A 23415-nucleotide genomic window follows, 5' to 3' on the forward strand; every position below is an offset into this window, starting at 1 on the left:
ATGCCAGCAGTGCGCGGTAGCCGGCGCCGGTTGCCGGGAACTCTCGGTCGCAGATTTTGCGGCCGAGGTGGTCGATGATCGCCGCGTGGTGGGTGTCTTTGTGAGTATCGATGCCTGCAATGACGGCGAGGCTGACATCGGGTGGGTTTTCGGTCATGCTGGACACTGGTTATCCCTTCGACAGGTGACCACGCACCGGCCGGGACGGCGGACAACACAGTGACGGGACTCTTTGGTCAGGCTCCTATCAAGTCACTCCGCCCACCGGTCGCGTGTGAACGATGTCCGTCGAGGCGAAGGCCGACACATCACATGAAAGACAGCCATCGGCGTCAGAGCGGAAACGAGTCATACCTTCCACCTCGACGAACGACTCCAGTATCACTGAGTGGAAACGCGTAGCCTGCTACGAGTTTCCACTCACATGCGTTCAGCCTTCGAGCAGTTTCTCCGTCGCGGCCAGCAGAACGCAGGTTGCGACGCCGTCCATCGACTTCTCCAGCTCACCGAGCGACGGGAAGCTCGGGGCGAGGCGAATGTTCTTGTCTTCCGGATCTTTTCCGTACGGGAAGGCCGAGCCGGCGGCCGTCAGAGCAATTCCGGCGTCCTTGGCCAGCGCGATCGACCGAGCTGCCGTGCCCTCGAGCACGTCGAGGCTGATGAAGTAACCACCCTTGGGCTCGGTCCACGACGCGATCTTCGACGCACCGAGCCGGTCCTCGAGGATCTGCTGCACCAGCGCGAACTTGGGCTTGAGAAGCTCGCGATGCTTGGCCATGTGAGCCCGCACCCCCTCCGCGTCACCGAAGAAACGCAGGTGCCGCAGCTGGTTGAGCTTGTCCGGGCCGATGCTCTTCTTACCGAGGTGCTTCTGATACCAGGCGAGGTTCTCCTCGGAACTGCCGAAGAAGCTGACGCCCGCACCGGCGAACGTGACCTTCGACGTCGAGGCGAACACGAACGCGCGATTGGGGAAACCGGCCTCCGCCGCCATCCCGATGACGTCGTAGGACGGCGCGAACTCCTCGGTCAGCGGATGCACCGCGTAGGCGTTGTCCCAGAACAGACGGAAATCAGGCGCAGCAGCCGGCATCGTGGCCAGTGCGCGAACGACTTCCTCCGAGTAGACGGCTCCGGTGGGGTTTGCGTAGTTCGGCACCACCCACATGCCCTTGATCTGCGGATCCGACGCCACCAAGTTGGCGATCTCGTGCACATCGGGTCCGTCGGGACCCATCGGCACCGTAATCATCTCGATGCCGAAGCTCTCGGTGATCGCGAAGTGACGGTCGTAGCCGGGGGCCGGGCACAGGAAGCGAACGTTCGGCTCCGCCGACCACGGGCGCGGCGAATCCGACAGCCCGTGCAGCAGAGCCCAGACCATCAGGTCCTGCATGATCTCAAGGCTGGCGTTGTTACCGGCCACCAGGTTCTTCACCGGGATGCCGAGCAGTTCACCGAAGATGGCACGCAATTCCGGCAGACCCGCAAGGCCACCGTAGTTGCGGCAATCGGTGCCGTTGCCGTCCTTGTAGTCCGCGCCGGGGAGCGTCAGCAGCTCGGCAGCGAGATCGAGCTGCTCGGGCGACGGCTTGCCGCGGGTGAGATCCAGCTTCAGATTCTCGGCTTTGAGCTGCGTGTACTTCGCGCTCTGCCGCTCGTGCTCGGAGGCGAGCTCCTCATGGTTCATCAGACCCAACTGGGTTTGCGCTGGCATGCGGAGCGGCCTCTCGGTGACTGGGTTCCCCGGACAGTGTCTATGTCACTGAAATAAAGGGGACCCCGCGCACCCGGCAGAGCCCATTGACCCTTGCTGCCTTCCGGCCCTGGGGGAGTTCACAGGATGCGCGCCGCGCGGGATCCGTTAGGAAGTGTAGCCGCCTCCCGTCGAGCAACGCATCACCACCCTTCGCGCCTCCCGATTTGGGAGATGGTGGGGGTAACCGGGTAAGCTCCCCCACGGAGGATTCGCCTAGTGGCCTATGGCGCTCGCCTGGAACGCGGGTTGGGTTAACGCCCTCAGGGGTTCAAATCCCCTATCCTCCGCCAGAGAAGCCCCCGTGACACGTCACGGGGGCTTCTTGCTGTTCGGGGAGGGGTGCTCCGGCTCGCGCCCACCCGTCTCCCGATCAGCCCACCCGTCTCCGGATCAATGGGCGTTCGAGTCCGTCTGAGTACAACAAAGCCGCATTCATCCGGTGGGGTGCGGCGACCCGATCCGGATGAATGCGACTTTGTTGCAATCTGAGCGACTGAAACCCACATTGATCCCAAAGGGGCGGGGCAGCAGACGGGCGGCAACGAATCTAACGAGCCGACCAACCACCATCCATGGTGTACGACGCCCCGGTGACCATTCCTGCGTTCTCGGAGGTCAGCCATCCCACCAGTGAGGCGACTTCGGCGGGTTCGACGAGTCTTTTGATGGCGGCCTCGGTCAGCAAAACTTTCTCCAGTACCTCGTTCTCGGGAATCCCGTGCGCCTTGGCCTGATCGGCGATCTGTTTTTCGACCAGCGGTGTGCGGACGTATCCGGGGTTGACGCAGTTGCTCGTCACGCCGTGCGCGGCACCTTCGAGGGCTGTCACTTTCGACAGTCCTTCGAGTGCGTGTTTGGCGGTGACGTAGGCGACCTTGAATTCCGATGCGCGCAGTCCGTGTACCGACGACAGGTTGATGACTCGGCCGAACCGGCGTGCATACATCCCAGGCAACGCCGCACGAATCAGCAGGAACGGTGCCTCGACCATCAGCGTCTGGATTCGACGGAACGCGCCGGGGTCGAAATCGACGATCGGTGCGACGGTTTGGATACCCGCATTGTTGACGAGAATGTCGACGTCCAACCGAAGGTCGTCCAGCGCGGTGGTGTCGAGCAGATCGACCGACCACACCTCGCCGTCGAGCTCGGCCGCCAATTCCTTTGCTGCGACGTCGTTCACGTCGGCGATGGTGACGCGGGCACCGCGGCCGGCGAGCTCACGCGCGCACGCGGCCCCGATGCCGGACGCTCCCCCGGTGACGAGGGCGGAGCGTCCGGTCAGGTCGGTCACCGCTTTACACTCGGATCGAGCAGACCGGCCTTCGCCAGCTCGGCTTCGGTGGCCAGGTTCTTGGCGTCGGCGATGTCGATGCTTTCGAGCGCCAATCCCTTTGTCTCTCTGGCTACGACGACGGCAACCACGGTGATCGCGCAGGCCACGGCCAAGTACACCGCGATCGGGACGGACGAGCCGTAGATGTCGAGCAGCTTCACGGCGATGATCGGGGCCAGCGAGCCAGCGACGATCGAGGTGACCTGATAGCCGAGGGACACACCGGAATACCGCATCCGCGTCGGGAACATCTCGGCCATGATGGCGGGCTGCGTGGCGTACATGAAGGCGTGGAACATCAGACCAATGATGATGGCCAGCAGGATCACGACGTTGTGGCCGCTGTTCATCATCGGGAAGGCGAAGAAGCCCCACGTTGCCGCGGTGAGGGCACCGGCGAAGTAGACCGGACGGCGGCCGATGCGGTCGGCGAGCCTGCCCACCAACGGAATTGTGCAGAAGTGGATCGCGTGGGCGATGAGCATCCACCACAGGATCGTGCTGGTGTCGGTGCCGACCTCCACCTTGAGGTACGTGATGGAGAAGGTGACGACGAGGTAGTACATGACGTTCTCACCGAAGCGCAGGCCCATCGCGGTGAATACGCCACGCGGATAACGCTTCACAACCTCGAAGACGCCGTACGACGCGGCCTTGATAACCTCGGCCTGCTTGTGTGCCTCGATGAAGATCGGGGCGTCGGAAACCTTGGTACGGATGTAGTAGCCGACGAAAACGATGACGGCAGAGAGCCAGAACGCGACGCGCCAGCCCCAGCTGAGGAACGCTTCGTCGGACAGGGTTGTCGTCAGGACGAGCAGTGCGACGGTGGCGAGGAGGTTACCGGCGGGCACGCCTGCCTGCGGCCAGCTGGCCCAGAATCCGCGGCTCTTGTTCGGGCTGTGTTCTGCGACAAGGAGAACCGCGCCGCCCCATTCGCCGCCGACGGCGAAGCCCTGAATGAATCGCAGGGTGACCAGCAGTGCCGGGGCCCAGTAGCCGATGGCCTCGAATGTCGGTAGGCAGCCCATGAGGAACGTGGCTCCGCCGACGAGGACGAGGCTGAACTGCAGCAGCTTCTTTCGGCCGTATTTGTCGCCGTAGTGTCCGAAGACGATGCCGCCCAGGGGTCGTGCGACGAAGCCGACGGCGTAGGTGACGAAGGCCGCGAGGATGGCGTCGAGCTCACTGGTTCCGGCCGCGAAGAAGATCTTGCTGAACACCAGTGTGGCGGCGGTTCCGTAGAGAAAGAACTCGTACCATTCGACGATGGTGCCGGCCATCGATGCTCCGACGACCTTCTTCAGGCCGGTGGGGGTGGCATCGGGGTCCGGCTCGGACCTTTCTGCCAGCGGTCGGTCGACGCTCATAGCTTCTCCTGTGTTGCTCGGCACTGCGTGCTCGTGTTTGTGACAGACCACACATGTAGCGGGGTTGGTCTGAGTATTGGTGCAGATCTTTTTCTGCGCAAGAGGCATGGACGCAGGTTCGATCTGCAAAACTGCACACATGACACGCGGTGACGGGAAGGTTCCCAGTGCCGACGACCTGCTGGTCCTGCTCGCCGTCAGTCGAACCGGACGCTACAGCTCCGCTGCCGACGACCTCGGAATCAACCACACGACCATCTCCCGACGCATCGCCGCACTCGAGGACACCCTCGGCGGACGGGTGCTCACCCGTGCCGGCGGAGGTTGGGAACTGACTCAACTGGGGCACGGCGCACTGGCCGCTGCCGAGGCCGTCGAAAACGCACTGCAGACGCTGGTCTCGAACGACGCGGGTGCGCTGAAGGGCGTCGTACGCATCTCGGCCACGGACGGTTTCAGTGCCTACATCGCAGCTCCTGCTGCTGCTCGCGTGCAACGCACTCATCCGCTGGTGTCGGTGGAGATCGTCGCGACCACCAGACGTGCGTCGAGGCAACGGTCCGGACTGGACATCGAGATCGTCGTCGGACAACCGCAGGTGCATCGCGCGGAGGCCATCCGTCTCGGCGACTACGTGCTGGGTCTGTACGCGTCGCAGACCTACGTGGACGAGCACGGCACGCCGCAGGTGCCGGCCGACCTCGCCGCCCATCCGTTCATCTACTTCATCGACTCGATGCTGCACGTCGACGATCTGGATCTGGCCCCCAACTTCACTCCGACGATGCGCGAATCGGTGACGTCGACCAACGTGTTCGTCCACGTCGAGGCCACACGAGCCTCGGCGGGCATCGGATTGTTGCCGTGTTTCATGGCCGACCGACACCCCGACCTGCAACGAATCCTGCCCGACGCCATCGCGGTGACCCTGACCTACTGGCTCGTCACTCGCACCGAAACTCTCAGACGACCCGAAGTGTCGGCGGTGATCGACGCGATTCGCGCGGTGGTCACCGAACAACGCTCGGCTCTGCTGGGCGAGAAATGAACGCACGGAACCTATGCCCCACAAGGAGAGTCCCCTGATGTCCGATATCGATTTCTATTTCGATCCGGTATGCCCGTTCGCGTGGATGACCAGCAAATGGGTTCGCAAGGTTCAGGCCCAGCGCGACTACACCGTCGACTGGCGGTTCATCTCGCTTCGCCTGCTCAACTCGCATATCGACTACGACGCCCATTTCCCACCCGAGTACGAGGCCGGCCACACCGCGGGTCTGCGACTGCTGCGGGCCGCTGCCTCTGTTCGTCGTGAGCATGGGTCGGACGCTGTCGGGCCGCTGTATCAGGCCCTCGGAACGCACATCTTCGACACCGAGGCGGTGCCCGACGACGCTGCGAGTCACGGACATCGCGGCACCGCGGCATTCCTCGGGCCGATCCTCGAGGAAGTCGGGCTGCCCACCCGTCACACTGCAGCACTCGATGATTCGACGATCGACGACGAGATCCGGGCCGAAACCGATCATGCGCTGTCGCTGACCGGCAAGGACGTCGGAACTCCCATCATCGCCTTCGAGCCGCCGGACGGTGTGGCGTTCTTCGGTCCGGTGATCAGCCGACTACCCAGCGACGAAGAAGCAGTACCGCTGTGGGACAACGTGATCGGACTCGCACGATTCCCTGGATTTGCCGAGATGAAGCGCAGCATGCGTGAACTCCCCCAGTTGAAGGCACTGGGGGTGACGGAGGACGAGGTTGGCGTGCAACAGGATTGGCACGGCGGGAGCCGACGGCAGAAGAAGTGAATTGCCCTCCGATCTAGTCGGTCAGTACGTCGTCCATGTTGCCGACGTCCGGGGTCCCGGTGTCGAGGCCGTACCGCAGGTAGACGGTGCCCTTGCCGTCGACGGCCGGTGGCTCGAGCAGCGTCAGATTGCTGGGCACGGTGCCGTCGGCGAACACCTTCTTTCCCACTCCGAGAAGGATGGGGTGCACCCACAGATCGAGTCGATCGAAGAGCTTCTCGCGCAACAGGGTCTGCACCAGATCGAGACTTCCGACCACCTTGATATTGTCGTGTCGATCTCGGATCTCACGCACGGCTCCGGCCAGGTCCGGTCCGAGCTGGGTCGAACCGTTCCACAGCAGATCGGGTGTGCCGCGGGAGGCCACGTACTTCGGGATGGTGTTGAACAACGTTGCGAACGAATCGTGTTGGTGTGGCCAGTACGCGGCGAAGATGTCGTAGGTGCGCCGCCCGAGCAGGAGCGCATCCGTGCCCTCGTAAGCGGCGGCGACCTGCGCCCCCGAAACCTGGTCGAGCAGAGGAGCCTGCCAGCCGCCGAAGGGAAAGTTCTCGGGGTCTTCCTCCGGGCTTCCGGGTGATTGCGCGACGAAGTCGAGGGTGGCGAACAGCTCCAACGTGATGAGGCCCATGATTGCTCCTGGTTCTGTAGGACGAAAGCTTCTTCAGCTCAATACTTTCCATAGTGTTTCGGCAAATTCGGTCGGCTTTCCCTTCTGACCGAATTCGCCGCCGAGGAAGCCCGAGTGGCCGCCCGGAAAGACGATCGGCTCCGATCCGAGGAGCGCCGCAGTGGAATACGCTGCGCGAGCGGCGATATGACCGTCCTCGGGACCGCCGGATTCCTCGCCGACTCCGATCACAACCGCGGTGGGAGCAGCACGCACCGCATCGACGTCGGGTGCGAAATCGACCCCACCGCCGCGCATGTTGGCCATCAGGGCGTCGTCGCGGGTTCCGTCGTCCTCGGCCGAGAGGCCGAACTGCGCCGGGTCCGGTGCCGGGCGATCGAAGAACGTGTTGTCGATGGGGCCTGCGTGCATGAGCAACGCCATGAACTGGGCCATGGCCGGACCGCGGCCGTGAGCGTCGTATGCGGCCACCATGTTTGCGCACACGGTCGCGATGTTCTCGCGGTCCGGCAGGGTGCCTCCGGCGGGTGGTTCGTGGGCCACCAACGTCCGCACATCGGACGGGTATCGGCTGACGAGTACCAGCGCATTGACCGCACCCCCGCTCGAGGCGAACACATCCACAGGCCCATGTCCGACGGCGGTGAGCACTGCGTGCAGGTCGTCGGCATGTTGGCCGAAGGCGACCGCGGCCGTCGTGTCGTCTCGTCGACTGCGTCCCACATTTCTCGGGTCGTACGTGACGACCACTCGGTCGCGGAAATGCGATGCCAACGTCCCGAATCCGCTCGCATCCATCGGTGAGCCGATGAGCACCAAGGGAGTGACCCCGGGCTCGAGTTCGCCGACCACGTCGTACGTCAGGGTCGCACCGGGAACGGAAACTGTCTGTGTCGTCATGCTGGTGTGGACCTGGGTCTGCGCGAAAACTCACCGGCTAGTCGTAGAGAACCGCAGTTCCCGTCTGTCTCGATTTCTCCAGACCTTCACGAAACCGGCTCAGATATTCGGGCGAATGCCCGACCCACTCGGACGTCTCTTCGACGATGCGTACCGGTTCCGCGCTGCGGTAAGAATGAGTCGGATTGCCGGGGAACTTCTTGTCCGTCACGTTCGGATCGTCCTCGACGCTGCCGGTCGGCTGCACGATGTAGACCCGAGGACGCCCCTCGCCGACGGCCATCTCGGCCGCGAGCACGGCACCGTCCAGCACCTTGGTCATGTAGATGTAGTTCGAGATGTGCTCGGGACGGTAATTGGAGCGGTATCCGGGGACCAAAAAGTCACCAGGCTCGAGATCGGCCTTGGTTCCGTGAAAGTAAGCACCGGATTCGTGCACACGAAATCGCTCCGGTGTATCGGCCATGTCTGCCATAGAAATTCCTCCGTGTCGGTAGCCGGAAGAGTGTGCACCACCGACTGGGTCTTGCCGCAAGCCCCCAACTCAGCGATAAACTGAAGGCAACGGCGGCGGGCACGGCTATGTCACGTCGCGCGTTCACTTGACACGAGAAAGTCACGCGTAGTTCGTGGTTCGCGACCGAGCAGTTCGCCCAACAGCGGGTCGGTACCGGCGAATCGGCCGTCGTGGGCGGCGAGAAAGATGCCAAGGGTGAAGCGAGCCATGAACTCGTTCGCACCTGCAGCCACGCGATCGGCGACCCACTGCTCCTCACCCACGATCGATACCTCGATCTTTCGACCCACGACTGTCGACGCGATGGCCGCTACCTCGGTCATTGTCGGAGCATCGCGGGCCGTCAACACCGTGGGGCCCTCGTATGCGCCATCCGACGTGAGTATCGCGGCGGCAGCTTCCGCCGAATCCGCTCTGTCGGTCCACGAAACAGGGCCGTCCACGGGTATGGATACAACGCCGGTCTCGCGCCAATCGCCCATGACGAAATCGAGGCTGTGTGCGTAGAAGCCGTTGCGTAACGACGTCCACGCCACACCGCTGTCGGCCAACATCTGCTCGGTCGCAGCATGATCGCGCGCAGGCTTGAACGGACTGTCGAGCCCCGAGCCCTGGTGACTCGTATAGAGAATGCGCCCGGCACCGGCGGCGACCGCCGCGTCGATCGCGTTGCGATGCAACGCTGTCGCGTCGGCCCCGGGATCGCTGGACGAGACGAGCAACACCTGGTCTGCCCCGTCGAACGCCGTCGTCAGCGAGTCCGAATCGTCATAATCGCCTCGACGCACCTGCACGCCACGATCCGCAAAGCGCTGCGCCCGAGCCACATCGCGAACCGCGACGGCGATCTCCGAGGGGTGAACGAGTTCGAGTAGATGGTCGACGGTGGCACCGTTCAATGCCCCGGTAGCTCCGGTGATGACGATCATGACGACCTCCTGTTATCAATGGAATTAGATAAAAGCTAACACCGGAAACACAACGATAGCAACAGTGCGTTATCGTCGATACGTGAAGGATTCGTCGACGAGCACCAGAGACAGCACACGTCGACGAATCGTCGACGCCGCAGCTCGGCTTCTGCAGGAAAACGGCCCGGGGGCGGTGACCACTCGCGGCGTCGCCGAGTCGGCCGGGGTTCAGGCACCGGCCATCTACCGATTGTTCGGGGATAAGAATGGTCTGCTCGACGCCGTCGCCGAACATGTCATGGCCACCTATGTGTCCACGAAGTCCGAGATCGCAGACAATGAGCTCGCCGAGAACGGTGACCCCGTGGAGGATCTGAGAACCGGATGGCGCGCACAGATCGAGTTCGGGATCGCCAACCCAACCTTGTTCGCTCTGCTCAGCGACCCTGCTCGAGTGCCCGATTCTCCCGCGGTCCGGGAAGGAGAAGCCGTTCTCGCGGCACGGATTCGCCGGATAGCCCGCACCGGCCGACTTCGGGTCACCGAGCAGCGCGCGGTGGAGCTCATTCATGCCGCGGGTACGGGTGCTGTCCTGACCATCCTCGGCACACAGCACGATCGCCGAGACGTCGGACTCGCCGACGAGCTGTTCGATGCAGTCATGCGCCACATCGTCGTCGACACACCTCGGTATCCCGAAAGCTCTGCGCACGGTGCAGCGATTGCCTTGCGAGCCTCGATTTCCGACATCGACGTACTGAGCGATTCGGAGCGGCAGTTGTTGGCCGAGTGGCTCGATCGGATATCCGGGTGACGATGCACCCGATGCGCGGACGCTGGTGGTATGGCCGCACTAATTGACTCGATCGCCGTTCGACGAGGCAGACCTCGCGCGACGAGGAGCCGTTCGACGCCACCGTTCATGAACTCGGCTCTGCCGAGCCAGAGTTGACAGTCCCGACGCGAATCTGGATATGGCCTCCGCGGACAGCGCGGGCCGAAAGATCCCGCAGCAGTGGCGTCATCGCCGTCCACGGATGCGCCTCGATATCCGCCCCTCCGAGTCGACACGCAAGCTTCGCGAGCGGCGTCCACGCAGCGGCTCGTCCGACGGGCCGCTGCATGTCGACGACGGCCACGACGCCGCCCACCCGTGTAGCCGAGATCATCGATTCAAGCGCCGCCTGCCATGGCGCCATCAATGACAGCGCGTAGGTGCTCAACGCCGCATCGAACGGGGTCTGCTCCCCCAGATCAGCGGACGTCAGGGCGGTGGCGTCGGCGGGGATCAATGTGACATTCATCCACCCCGCGCGGGCAGCTCGAAGTCGCGCCTGTTCGAGCATCTGCGGGCTGGCGTCGATTCCGGTGATCGAGCCGGTCGGGCCGATCATCCGCTGCAACCCGGCGAAGTTCAGCCCCGTCCCGCAGCCGAGGTCCAGAACATGGCTCCCCACAGGCAGATTCAGTAGCTCGAGCGCCGCCTCCCGTCCGGCTCGATACACCGGCCATTCGGCGGAGATCACGTCGTACAGGCGCGCCGAGAAGGTGTACTTGGTCGGTCGTCTCATCTCGGGTCTCTCCAAGGCGCGGGCATAGTGGGAGGTATGGGAATTCGTCGTTCGTCTTCGAGTGTGCCCGACGACCGTCCCGACGTGGTCGTGGTGGGCGGCGGTACCGCCGGCATCGTGGCGGCGAAGACCGCGGCGGGCTTCGGCGTTCGCGTCGTATTGATCGAGCGGGACCGCACCGGCGGCGACTGCCTATGGACCGGATGCGTGCCGTCGAAGGCTCTGCTCGCGGCGGCTTCGGTGGCTGAGACGGTTCGATCCGCGTCCCGGTTCGGCATCGACACCGAGCCACCGCGCGTGGATTTTGCACGCGTGATGCAGCACGTGCACGGGTCGATCGCCGAGATCGCGCCGATCGATTCATCGGAGGCCCTCACCGAGGCCGGGGTCGACGTCATCAGCGGTGACGCCGTGTTCACCGGTCCGAACACGGTGAATGTCGGCACTCGGATGCTGCATTTCGGTCAGGCGATCGTGACCACCGGCGCGCATCCCACAGTGCCGGCGATCGACGGTATCGATAGCGTCGACTACCTGACCAGCGATACTCTATGGGATCTGACGACCCTGCCCGAGCGGCTGCTCATCGTCGGAGCCGGATCGGTAGGTTGCGAAATGGCGCAAGCATTCTCGCGTCTCGGATCCGACGTCACCCTTGTCGGACGGTCAGCGACGATCCTTCCCCGCGAGCACCCTGAGGCCTCGTCGATACTGACGCAGGCCCTGACCGACGAGGGCGTACGCGTGCTGACCTCCACCGCCGTCGTGCGCATCGACGACGGCTCGGCCACCACCGACACGGGCGTCGAGATCGACTTCGATCGGGTACTCGTCGCGACCGGACGGACTCCGCGGACCGCGTCTCTCGGGTTGGATTCGGCCGGTGTGGACGTGGACGACAGCGGATTCGTGCATGTCGACGCGAATCTGCGGACCACCAATCCCCGTATCTGGGCAGCGGGAGATCTCACCGGTCACCCTCAGTTCACGCACACAGCGGGCGTGCACGGCAGCCTGGCCGCGAGCAACGCGGCGCTCGGCCTGAACCGAAAGGTGAGTACGACGGGGACTCCACGGGTGACGTTCACCGATCCCGAGATCGCCTCGGCGGGAATCGATGTGCGAACCGCGCGGCAGCATGGGTTGCGACTGCAGACGCTCGATCACCATCACGTCGATCGTGCTGTCGCCGAGGGCAGAACTGCCGGATCTACGACCCTCGTTCTCGACGCCAAGCGTCGCGTCGTCGGGGCCTGCGTGGTGGGTCCGCGGGCGGGCGAGACGATCGGGGAGCTGATCATCGCCATCGAGCAGGGTTTGCGTACCCGCGATCTCGCCGGGGCCACGCACCCGTATCCGACGTACAACGACGGGCCGTGGAACGCGGCGATCGCAGACGTGAAGGCGCAGTTGGGTTCTCCGGTAATTTCCCGAGCAACGGCCGCACTGGCGAAGGTCCGGGGCAGGTGGATCAGGAGAGGGCGCGATACCCGGCGATGATCCGCTGGGTGGAGCTCACCGCGACCACCGCCGCCCAGACCACGGCGATCTGCCACGAGATGCCGGGCAACAGCAGCCAGAGACTGTGCACCGCAATGGTTTCGGCACCCTCGGCCAATCCCCCGAGGAACGACAGCGAGCGGCCGTCGTCGATGGTGCGACCGGTGCGCTCGGCTATAGAGGAGAACGCGAGGAACGCGGTTCCGTTGATGTAGTACGCCAACAGCACCAGCAGGAACGGCCACCAGGGGGCGTCGTACGCGGCCGAGGCACCGACCGCGACGCCCACCACCGTCGTTCCGTAGACCACGAAATCGGCGGTGATGTCGAAGAATCCGCCGGCACCGCCCGTATTGGAACGCCTACGCGCGAGAGGCCCGTCCAGCCCGTCGGCGATGCGGGAGACGATCCACAACGCCAAGGCGAGCCACCAGAACTGCAATCCTGCCGCCAGTGCACTGCCGAGACCGAGCACCAGTCCGGCGGCAGTGATGCGGTCCGGGGTGATCGCGGGGCGGTCGAGGGCGCGGGCACATCGATCGAGTGGGCCTTCGAGGTGGCGGCGCAGAAAGCTGTCGATCATTCGGGAGCTCCGGTGAGTCCCAGACGTCGCGCCAACAGGGCCGAGCCGGCCGCGATCGCGAGGACCGCGAGCAGTGCGATGGCGAACGGCCATGAGAGCGGTGAGGTTCCGTAGGCACCGAGCGCGGTGTACGCGACGGTCGCGGGCACGATACCGATCATGGTGCCCACCACGTAGTCACGTTGCCCCACGGCACTCACTCCGGCCGCGTAGTTGACCAACGAGAACGGCAGCGGCACCAGTCGCACGAGCAGTACCGACAGCAACCCGCGTCGTCCGAGCATGGCGTCGAGCCGGCGGAGCCTGTCCCATTCGGTGCGGGCCACCTGGCCGCGGCCGAGCGCCCGCGCTCCCCAGTACCCGAGATACGCCCCCGCGGTGGCGGCGAACACCACGACGGTCGCACCCACCGCCAACCCGAACAGCAGTCCCGACGCGATGGTCAACGTGCTGGCGGGGAACGGGGTAGCCGACAGGACGGCATAGAGCACGACGAACAACGCGATGCCCCACGGCCCGGCCGACGCCACTCGGTCACGAATGAACGACGGATCAGGAAGGTCGACGGTGCCGAGCACGATCACCAGAGCGATGACGACCACGGCAGCCGCAAGCAACTTCAGGGTCGTGCCGCGGCGACTACGCGTCGGGCGGTCCTGCGTCACGGTGTGTGCCTCTCGTCCGACGGTTCACGATCCATTGTGCACACGGCCGGTCTGCCCGCGTGTTCAGCGGTTGTCGCATTCGACCGATTACGGTGGTGAGGGCAGCGTCGACGACGGCTGCTTCGGTTGATCTGGAGGCCCCCGGGTGATTCGTTCAGTGCGGTGCGCAGTGGCGATTGCGGCGAGCGCAGGGTTGCTGCTCACCGCATGCGCAGCACCATCGTCGGAGGCTCCGCGCGCCGAGGACCTGTCCTGGAGCGAGATCCAGGAGCAGGCGCAAGGACAGACCGTCTCGCTGTGGATGTTCGGCGGCGACGAGCAGGGCAACGCCTACGTCGACGACGTGCTCACCCCCGCGGCCGCCGAAGAAGGCGTCACGCTGCGCCGAGTGCCGGTGGAATCGACAACCGATGCCGTCAATCGCATCCTGTCCGAGCGGCAGGCCGGGGTCACCGACGGCGAAGTGGATCTGGTGTGGGTCAACGGCGCGAACTTCGGCACCGGTAAGCAGGCCGGGGCGTGGCTGTGCGGTTGGACGCAGAATCTACCGAACATGGAATTCACCGATCCCGAGGATCCGCTGTTACTCGACGACTTCGGCACTTCGGTCGAGAACTGCGAATCACCCTGGCACAAGGCTCAATTCACGTTGGTTTACAACGCGGCTGCCATCCCCGATCCGCCGACGACATTCGACGGCGTGCTCGACTGGGCTCGCGCGAACCCGGGCCGCTTCACCTACCCCGCTCCCCCGGACTTCACGGGATCGGTGTTCGTGCGGGAAGCGTTGATCAATGCCTCCGGCGGTGTCGACGAGGTTCCCGCGCAGTTCGATCAGGACTCCTACGATCGCCTCGCCCCGGCTTTGTTCGATCGATTGAACGAGCTCGCCCCGTCGCTGTGGCGCGAGGGCACGACGTATCCGCAGTCTTCCTCCGAGCTCGATGCCCTCTACTCCGGCGGCCAGGTGGACATGACCATGACGTACGGCCCCGCGACCCTCCCGAAACTCGTCGCCGACGGCACCTTCCCGCCGGAGACCCGCGTCCTGACTCTCGACGAGGGAACCGTCGGGAATGCGAGTTTCCTTGCCATTCCGTCGACGTCGGGGAAGTCGGCCGCGGCGCAGGTGGTTGCCAATCTCGCGCTGTCGCCCGAGCAGCAACTCGCAAAGGCGACGCCGGATGTGTGGGGCCAGTTCACTGCGTTGGACATCGCGCGTCTGACCCCGGAGGAGCGGGCGCAGTTCGAGCAGCTCCCCTCCTCGCCGGTGGTTCCTTCGTACGAGGTGATCTCGGCCAACGCACACCCGGAGCTGTCCGCGGAGTGGGTCACCCCGCTCGACGAGGGTTGGCGTCGGAGCGTGCTCGCCGGTCAGTGAGCGCGTCCACGAAGAGCTTTCGCGGCACAGCGGCGGTCCTCCCCGCCGTCGTCTTGGTTGTTCTCGTCGTCGGCGGCGGTCTCGGCACCGTGGTGCTGCAGAGCCTGGGTCTGATGCCGTTGGTCGGAACCCCCGAACTATCGGTCGACGCGTACTCCGCTCTGGGCGGTGACCTATGGCGCTCGGTGGTGCTGACTCTGTCGATTGCCATCGTCTCCACCGCGTTGGCCACGGTGATCGGGCTTGCCGCGGCGCTGACGGCGTTGTCGGGTGGACGCGCCGCGTTGGTCGCTGCTGGGGTGACGGTCACGGTGCCGCACCTGATCGGCGCGGCAGCGATGGCGCTGTTGCTGGCGGATTCGGGGATGCTGCCTCGTATTCTCGGCATGACCGACGGTGGCTGGCCGGAGTTGGTCGGTGGGAAGTGGTGGGTCGCCGTTGTCGCCGAATATGCCTGGAAGGAATCGGCTTTCGTCGCCGTCGTCGTGGCGGGCACGCTCGCCACCCGAGTCGCCGCATTCGACGAGACGGCCGCGACCTTGGGTGCCGGCCGGTGGGCTCGGCTCCGTTTGGTCACGCTGCCGTTGGCGCGCCCGGCACTGATCGCGTCGGCGGCCATCGCGTTTGCCTACACCGTCGGATCGTACGAGGTGGCCCGTATTCTGGGTCGCCCGTATCCGGAACCGTTGTCAATGATGGCAATTCGTCTGTTCACCTCGATCGATCTTCAGACGCGTCCGCAGGCAGCCGCTGCCGCGACGATCGCCACCGCTCTGACGGTGGTCGTGGCCGCGGTGGCGCTGCACTATCTGCGCAAATCGGCAGCGTGGAAATGAACAAGGTGGAAGTGACTCGGGCCTTTCCAGCGTTCGGCCGGGCCGTGCTGGTCCTGTGGTTCCTGCTGCCGCTGATTCCGGTTGTCCTGTGGGCCATCAGCAATCGGTGGTCGTTTCCCGGTTCGGTTCCGCAGGAATGGGGATTCGATGGCGTCCGCAGCGCCCTCGACGCCGGTGGCGTCGATGCGTTCGTGCGCTCGACCCTGCTCGCTCTCGCCGTCGCCGCCATCGCAACACCATTGGGCGCGTTGGCCGCTCGCGCCCTGGTGAACGGTACTGTGCGTTTCCCCGCCGTTGTGGCCGGGATTCTGTTCGCGCCGCTGGCCCTGCCCCCGTTCGCCGTGGCGTTGGGACTCGATGTTCTGGTGCTGCGCTCGCGCATTCCGAGCACGGTGGCGGTGATCGCGCTGCTGACCGTTGCGGCCATTCCGTACACGACGTATCTGATGCGAGTGGCGTTCGGCGCGTACGACATCGAATACGAGGAGGAGGCTCGCACTCTCGGTGCATCGAGTGCCATGGTGCTGCGGCGGATTCGCATTCCGCTGTTGGCTCCGGCGTTGGCGGGGGCGGCACTACTCGCCTTCCTCGTGGCGTGGAGCGACTACGTGATCACCCTGCTTATCGGAGGAGGCAGACTGGTCACCGTGCCCATCCTCGTCGCCTCCTTCGCTGCCGGGACCGGTAACGATTCGGTGGTGGCTGCACTGTCAGTTGCCGCCGTGGTGCCGCCGCTGTTGCTGGTGCTCATGCTGGCCCGGTTGCGTCGGAGGAGTGCCCGATGAGCGTCGAACTGTCGGTTCACGGACTCACCAAAGTACATGCCGGTCAATCGGTTGCGGCTCTGGATTCGCTGGATCTCACTGTGCCACCGGGGTCGTGTACGGCGATTCTCGGGCCGTCGGGTTCGGGCAAGAGCACTGCACTGCGGCTCATCGCGGGATTGGATTCACCCACCGCCGGCACGGTGCAGATCGACGGCCGTGAGGTGAACGGCGTTGCGGCCGAGAACCGCGGCGTCGGGATGGTGTTCCAGCGACCGATGTTGTTCCCGCACATGTCGGTACTCGACAACATCGGCTTCGCGTACCGCGCTGCCGGGGAGAGTCGCAAGCGGTCGCGCGAGCGGGCCCGGGAGTACCTCGACCTGGTGCATCTGGGCGACATTGGAGATCGTGCGGTGTCCGAGGTATCGGGTGGGCAGGCCCAGCGGGTGGCGTTGGCGCGTTCGCTCGCCGGTTCACCGCGAGTGTTGTTGCTGGACGAGCCGTTCAGTGCGCTGGACCCGGTGTTGCGCACCGAGATGCACGACCTGGTGCGCGAATTGCGTTCGACGTTGGATCAGACCCTGCTGCTCGTCACCCACGATCAACAAGAAGCGGCGGTGCTGGCCGATTCGGTCGCAGTACTCATCGACGGCCGACTGGAGCATCACTCCGATATCGCGACGGCCTACAGGCGTCCGAGCACGCTCGCAGTGTCGCGGTTGATGGGTGGGATCAACGAAATCGAGGGTCGGTGGGATGGGGTTGGGATGCATCGCTCCGAACTCGGGGAGTTGGAGGTCGAGGGTGTAAATGTGCCTTCCGGACCTGCTGTGTTGTTGTTGCGACATGAGCTGATCAAGTTGGATAACAACGGGATTCGTGGGGTTGTTTCGAGTTTGAGGCCTACCGGATTTCGCAGTATTGCCGACGTGACGGTGGGGTCGGCGATAGTGAAAGTGGAGTTGGCGGCGGGATCTGCGGTACGGGTCGGGGATGCAGTGGGGTTGCAGATCCCGGGTGGGGCGAGATTTGTTGTCACGGGTTGAGGTTGAGGATGTGGCTGTTCACAGTCCTCGCGCTCCGGGATCCGACTGCAGTGCCCACATCGCCCCACCCATTGGAACTACAGTTTTCGCATCGTCGGTATTGGTTGACGGACATGCGCGCTCGGGACCGAAGTCGCCCGTCAACGACCTGATGATGCTGCACTCATGCCTGCACTTGGGAGCTGACCGAGCGGGTGGACTAGTTGAACTGAAACGTGCGATAGGAGGTCCGCACGTTGAAGCGACCTCCTTCTTTGCGGCGCTGAAGGAAGCCGGCGATCGTATCGACATCGTCCGCGCGCATGCCGAGAGCGCGGCACCTGGCACGCACTTGCTCGACGGTGATGGGCAGCCAGCGATCGGGGCGGTTCATCATGTCGGCCTTCAGCTTGTCTTTCTCGTTCCATTTGAGCCCGGAGTCGTACCCTGCCGCCCAAGCCGCAACGCTCTCAAGGATCGCGTCGACGCCGTTCGGTAGCGGTTCCAGTTCTTCTGGGTCGCGGGGCGTCGGCAAGATCGTTTGGCCAGGAAGTAACTGGATCGGGTTCACGTCCTCGATCCACTCCGCTGTTTCCTCTGTTCCCCACTCGATGACGGCGATGGCATCAGCTTCCACGTTCCACAGGTGGTTTAAGCGTTCACGGTCCGGCCACGCGTAGAGCACTCGTTGGCGGTCGAAATAACCACCGTGGTATCCGCGCCACGCGTGATGGGTCACGCCTCGCTGTGCGATTAAGCGGTTCAGGCTCGCACTCTCGACTCCGCGCCTGGGGGTGACCACGACTATCAAGCCTCCAGGTTGGTCGAGCAGCCATCTCACAGCACGAGCGTTCTGCGCTTCGCGCGAGTCCCCGTCACCCAGACGCGATACCGCAACAGGTACAACAGCCATGTGCACACTCCCTCACTGAAAGAATTGGGTCCAAGCTAGTGAGGGGGTCCGACATTGGGAGCTGGTCGTGTGCATCGGGCGACAATTCCGTACCTCGGACGACGCACTCTGTCGGTCTGACTTTACTTACCAACCAAGCGACGGTATCGGGTCTTGATTGCGTCCTCACCACCTTCGAGGATCTCGCAAACCTCCTCCTTGACGGCGGCCGTCTGCAGCGTTCCCTCGGCTTCGATGGCGGGCGTGAACTCGCCGCGCCGGATCACGAGCACGTTCTCGGCACCGGATGTCACAACAACGTTCGCATTGTGCGTGGAGACGATGAGCTGCCGATGATTCTTAATGCTCTTCAATGTCTCAACCGCCAGGTGCCGAATGAGCTTGTTCTCAAGGTCATCCTCAGGCTGGTCAAGGAGTAGAGGGTATGACCCCATCTGCAGGACGACCGTGAGCAACGCCGCTGTCTTCTGCCCAGGTGATCCCTGGTCCACTGCGACGAAATTGGACTTCGGCGCAGGGCGGTAGCTCACGGCGACGAGATCCTCTGGGAACCACAGCATGATGTCGGTGACGAGATCGGACGTGTCTGCGTTCGCAAGTCGACTGTAGAAACGCATATCGACCTTGATGGCCTGCCCTATCTTCGACTCGGGGCCGTGCTCAACTAGATCGATCAGGTCGGTCTTGAAATCGCGGACCTTGTTCGGAAACCTGGGGTCCTTGGGCTGGTACTTGTTCAAGAACGACGGTATGCCGTCCTTGGCAAACGCCGAATCGAACGACTCCGGGCAGTTCAGGACACGGCGGAGCTCGTCACCAAGGCTCTCGATGTCTCCTTGATGAAACACCTCAACCTTGGTGAGCGCGTCCACAGAGCTATTGAGCCGTGAGGTGTAGGTTCGCCGCCGCTGGTGCAGCTCCTGCCGTGCTTCTTCGAGACGCTTGAGGACCTCTTCGATGGTTTGCTGCTGTTCCGCACACCGGTCATCCAAGCCTTCGAAACCGCGAAGCTGGGCGTCAAGGTCCTTCTCTAGCTGTCGGTCGGCTTGAGTCTGTTCAGGCGAGATCGTCGACTGGCCACCTTGCTCGTTCAACCAGGCGTTGAGGACTGATGCTCGTTGCCGCCACTTCTCGCCAGAGCCGTGCGTCTGCCACTCTGTGCGTGCGGCCTGCAAGCCGGACGAGGCCCGGTCAAGGACATCGGCCGCGGTGATGAACGACGCCTTCCTCTCTGCATACTCGTCCATCGTTGGGTTCGAGTTCGCAAGCTCGCGCAGGGAACGAGCTGCTTCAACGATCGTGTCCTCAACACCTTGGGCTCGTTCTTCTGTCTGGGCGGAATGCCTGATCGACGTCTCAACGGCCTCCAGCTCCTGGAACTCGGCACTCGCGCGGAGCCTTTCGAGGTGGCTCAAGCGCCCACGAACCTCTTCCAACTGACCACGGATCCGGTCTGCCTTCTTCGATTCGGCAAGCTCTTTCGCTAGATTGTTGCGCTCATCTTTGAACTGGAGCTGCAAGGCCTCGTAGTCCTCGGTCCACTCAATGCGCCGGATCGGTGGCATGTCATCGAGGATTCTCAAGAAACTCTGTGGCGAGGTGGCGAGTTCGTAGATCTGCTTCTGGCTGAATATGCGAATCGGGGCGCGGTCACTCGATCGCCCCGACTGCAGCTCCCACGAATCACCCGTCCTCACTTCGATGCGCGACTTGTCGGGCTCCGCCCCGCTCCAGAGAACGCGGAGTTGCCTTCGATCTTTCGTGTAACGGACGGTGATTCGCGTGTCCTCCGTCCACCAGCGCTCATCCGAGGCTGCAAAAGGACTGAACCGTCGTAAGTCGCTGGCCACAGTGCCCTCCAGCTCGTCCGAGCGTCCGAGGGCAAGGCGGAGCAGTTCCAGGACCGTGGATTTCCCAACGCCTCGACCGCCGATCAGGCAGTTCATCCACGGACCAAAGCGGTACATCTCGGTGACACCGCGGTGCACAAGCTCAATCTGATCGACATGCCCATGCTGAGTTACATTGGGATCGTCGTAGCCGGCTCGGACCCGCCGTATGGACTCGTCTGAGTCGGTCAGCGCGAGTCGGAGTCCTTCGAGATCGAGCGATTCTGCCTTCATTAGCGTCAGGTGAGTGCCCGGTGCTTTCGCAGTCTCCCCCTCAGGACACGTGTCGGTTGTCAGGTGATGCGCGTCGGATCCCAAGGTCGGCACCCATCCACTTCGTACTGCTTGCGCAACCTCTGCGTCGTCCACGACTTCAACAGCCTGAACAAGGTCCGACTCCCGAAGCGCATCGAGTTCTCGAGCATCCATTCCGAAGACGCCTCGCCCGTGGTCTGCATGCGCCGGGATGCAAATACCGCTTTGACCTGTGATTACCTCTGCAATGTCGCGGACCGTCATGTTCGCTGTCTCATCACTCCGGCCGCGCGTGCCCAGATACTTGCAGCGCACCAGGGCGTGGTCGACGGCGGAAGCATCACTTGAGGGATCGAAGATGGCAAGCACATGGAAACCACCAGACGCCGTGATCTCGACTCCTGGGAAGATCACAAACGGAGGGAGATCTGGGTCGCGGCCACGAAGCTCGTCCAGAGCCTTGCGCGCCGGATCGATGCCGTCGTGCGAGTTGTGATCAGTAATGACGATTCCGTCAACACCTGCGTCAATGTAAGCCTGGATCCACTCCTTGTACGAGGGCTTCTCCCCCTCGTAAAGCTTGCCGTCCAGCCCGCCGTAGTCGAACGACGCCGGCGAGTGGGCGTGGATGTCGAGACTCCACCAACGCGCTCCTGGGTGTTCACCCCCGATGGACGGCATCTCATGAGGCTGTTCGGAGGAGGGACTTGGCACCATATGAACATGCTGTCATGCGGCGAGGCCTGCTCCGGTCGAATGCATTTCATGCCCGAGCTAGCGCATATTTCCATTTGGAGGTCACAACCGGCACCTGGCTCGTATGACCATCGCCCAAGTCTTCAACCAACGCAGCGATGACGTAGTCGTCCGCGGTACGCCGAACTGGCATTTCGGCGTGGATAGTGTGGAATGCATTTACAACGCCTAGATCTGGTCGGTTTGCTAAATCGCTGATGACGGCTTCTGTGTCCAACAACCAGAAACTAAGCTGCTCCCATGCCCGCCGGACGCTTTGCTCCCAGTCCCTCCGGCGACTTGCATCTCGGCAATCTGCGCACGGGCTTACTGGCCTGGCTCTTCGCCCGCTCCACTGAACGGCGTTTCGTCATGCGCGTCGAAGACCTCGATCGCGTGAAAGCCGGCTCCGAGCAACGTCAACTCGACGACCTCGCCGCCATCGGACTCGACTGGGACGGGCCTGTCATGCGGCAATCCGAGCGTCGGGAAATCTACGACGCCACGATTCGCACGCTCACCGCCGCCGGACTGACGTACGAATGTTTCTGCACGCGTCGGGAAATCCTGCAGGCCGCGTCGGCTCCGCATGCACCAGACGGCGCATACCCGGGGACCTGCAGAAATCTCACCGCAGACCAGAGAGCAGCCAAAGACCGACCACCTGCCATCCGAATACGTTCGCAGACAACCGAATTCACTATCGTCGACCAGCTGCACGGCCTGTTCCGGGGCCAGGTGGACGACTTCGTCCTTCGCCGATCCGACGGCGTCCCCGCCTACAACCTCGCCGTCGTCGTCGACGATGGCGCGCAAGGCGTCGACCAGATCGTCCGCGGCGACGACCTGCTCACGTCCGCGCCGCGGCAGGGCTACCTCGCTCAACTCTTGGGCCTGACCCCCGCGACGTACGTCCACGTGCCCCTCGCTCTGAACGTCGAGGGCAAGCGCCTTGCCAAGCGCGACGGTGCCGTCACGTTGCGCGAACGGCCCGATGCGTGGGCGCTCATCACCGGCTCCCTCGGCATGCCGGACGTGAAGAACGCCGAGGAACTGCTCGAACAGTGGAAGCCGAGGCTGGTGCCGCGCGAACCGTGGGTGTTCGACCCCTCGATCGTCTGACCACGAACCGATCGAGATCACGTTGCAACGCGACAGAACCCGACTCGAGGACGAATCGGACGTACAGTGACCGCGACAAACTTATCCCGAGGGAGAAGGACACCATGACCTCAGGCGGCTACGACCCCGACAAGGATCCACAGAACCCCGGTGGTTATCCCCCGCCGCAGGGCGGCGGCTACCCACCACCCGGGAACTACCCGCCTCCTCCCGGCGATTACCCCCAGCAAGGCGGCTATCCGCCACCCGGCGGCTACCCACCGCCCGGCGGCTACCCACCGCCCCCACAGGGCAACTACCCGCCGCCTCCGTCGTTCGGTAACTCACCGATGCCGACGCAGCTGTCCGTGGGAACGGCCATCGGCTACGGCTTCGAGAAGTTCAAGCAGAACGCACTCGTCTGGGTCGGCATCGTCCTGATCGCCGCGGTCATCCAGGTCGTACTGAACTACGTGTTGAGCTCCAACAACATCGTCTTCAGCTTGATCTTCAGCGTCATCATCGGTGTCGTCTCACTCCTCATCCAGGCGGCACTCGTTCGCGGCGCTCTGCATGAGGTGGACGGGGTCAAGCCCGCGTTCGGGTCCTTCTTCCAGTTCGGCAATGTTGCCGCCGTCATCATCGCCGGCATCCTCGTCGGCATTGCAACCAGCATCGGCTTCGTTCTGCTGATCATCCCCGGCATCGTCATCACGTTCTTCACGTGGTGGACCTTCCAGTTCGTCATCGACCGCGGCGACGAGCCGATTCCCGCCATCAAGGCCAGCGCGCAGGCAATCGCGTCGAACGGCGGGACCCTCTTCGTCCTCGCGCTCGCCCTGGTCGGCATCAATATCGTCGGCGGCCTCCTCCTCGGCATCGGCCTGCTGGCGAGCATTCCGATCACGATCATCGCCGGAACCTACGCCTACCGCGTCACGGTGCGTGGCCATGTCGCCTGA

22 protein-coding genes, 1 tRNA gene and 1 other RNA gene are annotated in these 23415 nt (G+C 63.8%); 11 read left to right on the forward strand and 13 right to left on the reverse strand.

Features of this window, described 5'->3' with window-relative positions; genetic code table 11:
- Positions 1-430: 430 nt before the first annotated feature.
- Together VF34_RS11700 and ffs are read right to left on the reverse strand one after the other, a co-directional pair.
- A complete protein-coding gene (locus VF34_RS11700) occupies positions 431-1717 on the reverse strand; it encodes an aspartate aminotransferase type Ic (protein WP_032399305.1) in 1287 nt (428 codons plus the stop codon).
- A 54-nt stretch (positions 1718-1771) separates the two neighbouring features.
- Positions 1772-1866, reverse strand: an RNA gene (ffs, locus tag VF34_RS24680) — signal recognition particle sRNA small type.
- A gap of 95 nt (positions 1867-1961) precedes the next feature.
- Here ffs and VF34_RS11705 point away from each other — a divergent pair.
- Positions 1962-2049 (forward strand) — tRNA-Ser (locus tag VF34_RS11705).
- A gap of 257 nt (positions 2050-2306) precedes the next feature.
- Here the strand turns inward: VF34_RS11705 and VF34_RS11710 are convergent.
- Positions 2307-3053, reverse strand: coding sequence for a 3-hydroxybutyrate dehydrogenase (locus VF34_RS11710; protein ID WP_032373956.1), 747 nt, complete (start codon positions 3051-3053; stop codon positions 2307-2309).
- Positions 3050-4465, reverse strand: a complete 1416-nt coding sequence (locus VF34_RS11715) for an MFS transporter (RefSeq protein ID WP_027494565.1) — start codon at positions 4463-4465, stop codon at positions 3050-3052. The genes VF34_RS11710 and VF34_RS11715 overlap by 4 nt, the downstream gene beginning before the upstream one ends.
- Before the next feature lie 139 nt (positions 4466-4604).
- Between VF34_RS11715 and VF34_RS11720 the strand changes: the two genes are divergently transcribed.
- Positions 4605-5513 (forward strand): LysR family transcriptional regulator, encoded by a 909-nt coding sequence (locus VF34_RS11720; RefSeq protein WP_155289540.1) that lies wholly within the window; start codon positions 4605-4607, stop codon positions 5511-5513.
- Between the two features lie 37 nt (positions 5514-5550).
- Positions 5551-6273 carry a mycothiol-dependent nitroreductase Rv2466c family protein gene (locus VF34_RS11725; protein WP_032364754.1) on the forward strand — a complete coding sequence of 241 codons (723 nt, stop codon included), beginning with the start codon at positions 5551-5553 and terminating at the stop codon, positions 6271-6273.
- Positions 6274-6286: 13 nt separating this feature from the next.
- On the opposite strand, the gene VF34_RS11730 is transcribed toward VF34_RS11725, so the two are convergent.
- The 4 genes from VF34_RS11730 to VF34_RS11745 form a co-directional block, all read right to left on the reverse strand.
- Positions 6287-6904: a dihydrofolate reductase family protein gene (locus VF34_RS11730; RefSeq protein WP_032373954.1), complete on the reverse strand. Its 618-nt coding sequence runs from the start codon at positions 6902-6904 to the stop codon at positions 6287-6289.
- Positions 6905-6937: 33 nt separating this feature from the next.
- On the reverse strand, positions 6938-7804 hold the full coding sequence (locus tag VF34_RS11735; RefSeq protein ID WP_032373953.1) for an alpha/beta fold hydrolase: 867 nt from the start codon (positions 7802-7804) through the stop codon (positions 6938-6940).
- A 37-nt stretch (positions 7805-7841) separates the two neighbouring features.
- Positions 7842-8270 (reverse strand): NAD(+)--rifampin ADP-ribosyltransferase, encoded by a 429-nt coding sequence (arr, locus tag VF34_RS11740; protein ID WP_032373966.1) that lies wholly within the window; start codon positions 8268-8270, stop codon positions 7842-7844.
- A 119-nt stretch (positions 8271-8389) separates the two neighbouring features.
- Positions 8390-9250 (reverse strand): NmrA family NAD(P)-binding protein, encoded by an 861-nt coding sequence (locus tag VF34_RS11745; RefSeq protein WP_032373952.1) that lies wholly within the window; start codon positions 9248-9250, stop codon positions 8390-8392.
- Between the two features lie 82 nt (positions 9251-9332).
- On the opposite strand from VF34_RS11745, the gene VF34_RS11750 reads away from it, so the two are divergent.
- A complete protein-coding gene (locus tag VF34_RS11750) occupies positions 9333-10046 on the forward strand; it encodes a TetR/AcrR family transcriptional regulator (protein ID WP_032373951.1) in 714 nt (237 codons plus the stop codon).
- A gap of 106 nt (positions 10047-10152) precedes the next feature.
- On the opposite strand, the gene VF34_RS11755 is transcribed toward VF34_RS11750, so the two are convergent.
- The gene (locus VF34_RS11755) at positions 10153-10803 is read right to left on the reverse strand and encodes a class I SAM-dependent methyltransferase (protein WP_032373965.1); all 651 of its coding nucleotides are present in this window, start codon (positions 10801-10803) and stop codon (positions 10153-10155) included.
- A 36-nt stretch (positions 10804-10839) separates the two neighbouring features.
- Here VF34_RS11755 and VF34_RS11760 point away from each other — a divergent pair, with 36 nt between their 5' ends.
- Positions 10840-12303, forward strand: coding sequence for a dihydrolipoyl dehydrogenase family protein (locus tag VF34_RS11760; RefSeq protein ID WP_045841457.1), 1464 nt, complete (start codon positions 10840-10842; stop codon positions 12301-12303).
- Here VF34_RS11760 and VF34_RS11765 read toward each other — a convergent pair.
- Entirely contained in the window at positions 12275-12886 is a 612-nt protein-coding gene (locus VF34_RS11765) for a CDP-alcohol phosphatidyltransferase family protein (protein WP_032373949.1), read from the reverse strand. The genes VF34_RS11760 and VF34_RS11765 overlap by 29 nt on opposite strands.
- Positions 12883-13551: a TVP38/TMEM64 family protein gene (locus VF34_RS11770; RefSeq protein WP_045841458.1), complete on the reverse strand. Its 669-nt coding sequence runs from the start codon at positions 13549-13551 to the stop codon at positions 12883-12885. Before VF34_RS11770 ends, VF34_RS11765 begins: the two co-directional genes overlap by 4 nt.
- A 145-nt stretch (positions 13552-13696) precedes the next feature.
- Between VF34_RS11770 and VF34_RS11775 the strand changes: the two genes are divergently transcribed.
- The 4 genes from VF34_RS11775 to VF34_RS11790 are packed head-to-tail and all read left to right on the forward strand — an operon-like array spanning position 13697 to position 17581.
- Positions 13697-14932, forward strand: coding sequence for an ABC transporter substrate-binding protein (locus VF34_RS11775; RefSeq protein ID WP_032373948.1), 1236 nt, complete (start codon positions 13697-13699; stop codon positions 14930-14932).
- The gene (locus tag VF34_RS11780; protein WP_045841459.1) at positions 14929-15768 is read left to right on the forward strand and encodes an ABC transporter permease; all 840 of its coding nucleotides are present in this window, start codon (positions 14929-14931) and stop codon (positions 15766-15768) included. The genes VF34_RS11775 and VF34_RS11780 overlap by 4 nt, the downstream gene beginning before the upstream one ends.
- Entirely contained in the window at positions 15765-16553 is a 789-nt protein-coding gene (locus VF34_RS11785; protein WP_045841460.1) for an ABC transporter permease, read from the forward strand. The genes VF34_RS11780 and VF34_RS11785 overlap by 4 nt, the downstream gene beginning before the upstream one ends.
- The gene (locus tag VF34_RS11790) at positions 16550-17581 is read left to right on the forward strand and encodes an ABC transporter ATP-binding protein (RefSeq protein WP_045841461.1); all 1032 of its coding nucleotides are present in this window, start codon (positions 16550-16552) and stop codon (positions 17579-17581) included. Before VF34_RS11785 ends, VF34_RS11790 begins: the two co-directional genes overlap by 4 nt.
- 199 nt (positions 17582-17780) lie before the next feature.
- Here the strand turns inward: VF34_RS11790 and VF34_RS11795 are convergent, their stop codons facing one another.
- Positions 17781-18473 (reverse strand): hypothetical protein, encoded by a 693-nt coding sequence (locus VF34_RS11795; protein ID WP_032373947.1) that lies wholly within the window; start codon positions 18471-18473, stop codon positions 17781-17783.
- A gap of 122 nt (positions 18474-18595) precedes the next feature.
- A complete protein-coding gene (locus VF34_RS11800) occupies positions 18596-21298 on the reverse strand; it encodes a TrlF family AAA-like ATPase (protein WP_231578215.1) in 2703 nt (900 codons plus the stop codon).
- 315 nt (positions 21299-21613) lie between these two features.
- Between VF34_RS11800 and gluQRS the strand changes: the two genes are divergently transcribed.
- Positions 21614-22474 carry a tRNA glutamyl-Q(34) synthetase GluQRS gene (gene gluQRS / locus VF34_RS11805; RefSeq protein ID WP_032373946.1) on the forward strand — a complete coding sequence of 287 codons (861 nt, stop codon included), beginning with the start codon at positions 21614-21616 and terminating at the stop codon, positions 22472-22474.
- Between the two features lie 104 nt (positions 22475-22578).
- Complete coding sequence (locus VF34_RS11810) at positions 22579-23415, forward strand: hypothetical protein (RefSeq protein WP_082079206.1); 837 nt, start codon at positions 22579-22581, stop codon at positions 23413-23415.

Source organism: Rhodococcus sp. PML026 (assembly GCF_000963615.1).
In the GTDB taxonomy this organism is placed as follows: Bacteria; Actinomycetota; Actinomycetes; order Mycobacteriales; family Mycobacteriaceae; genus Rhodococcoides; species Rhodococcoides fascians.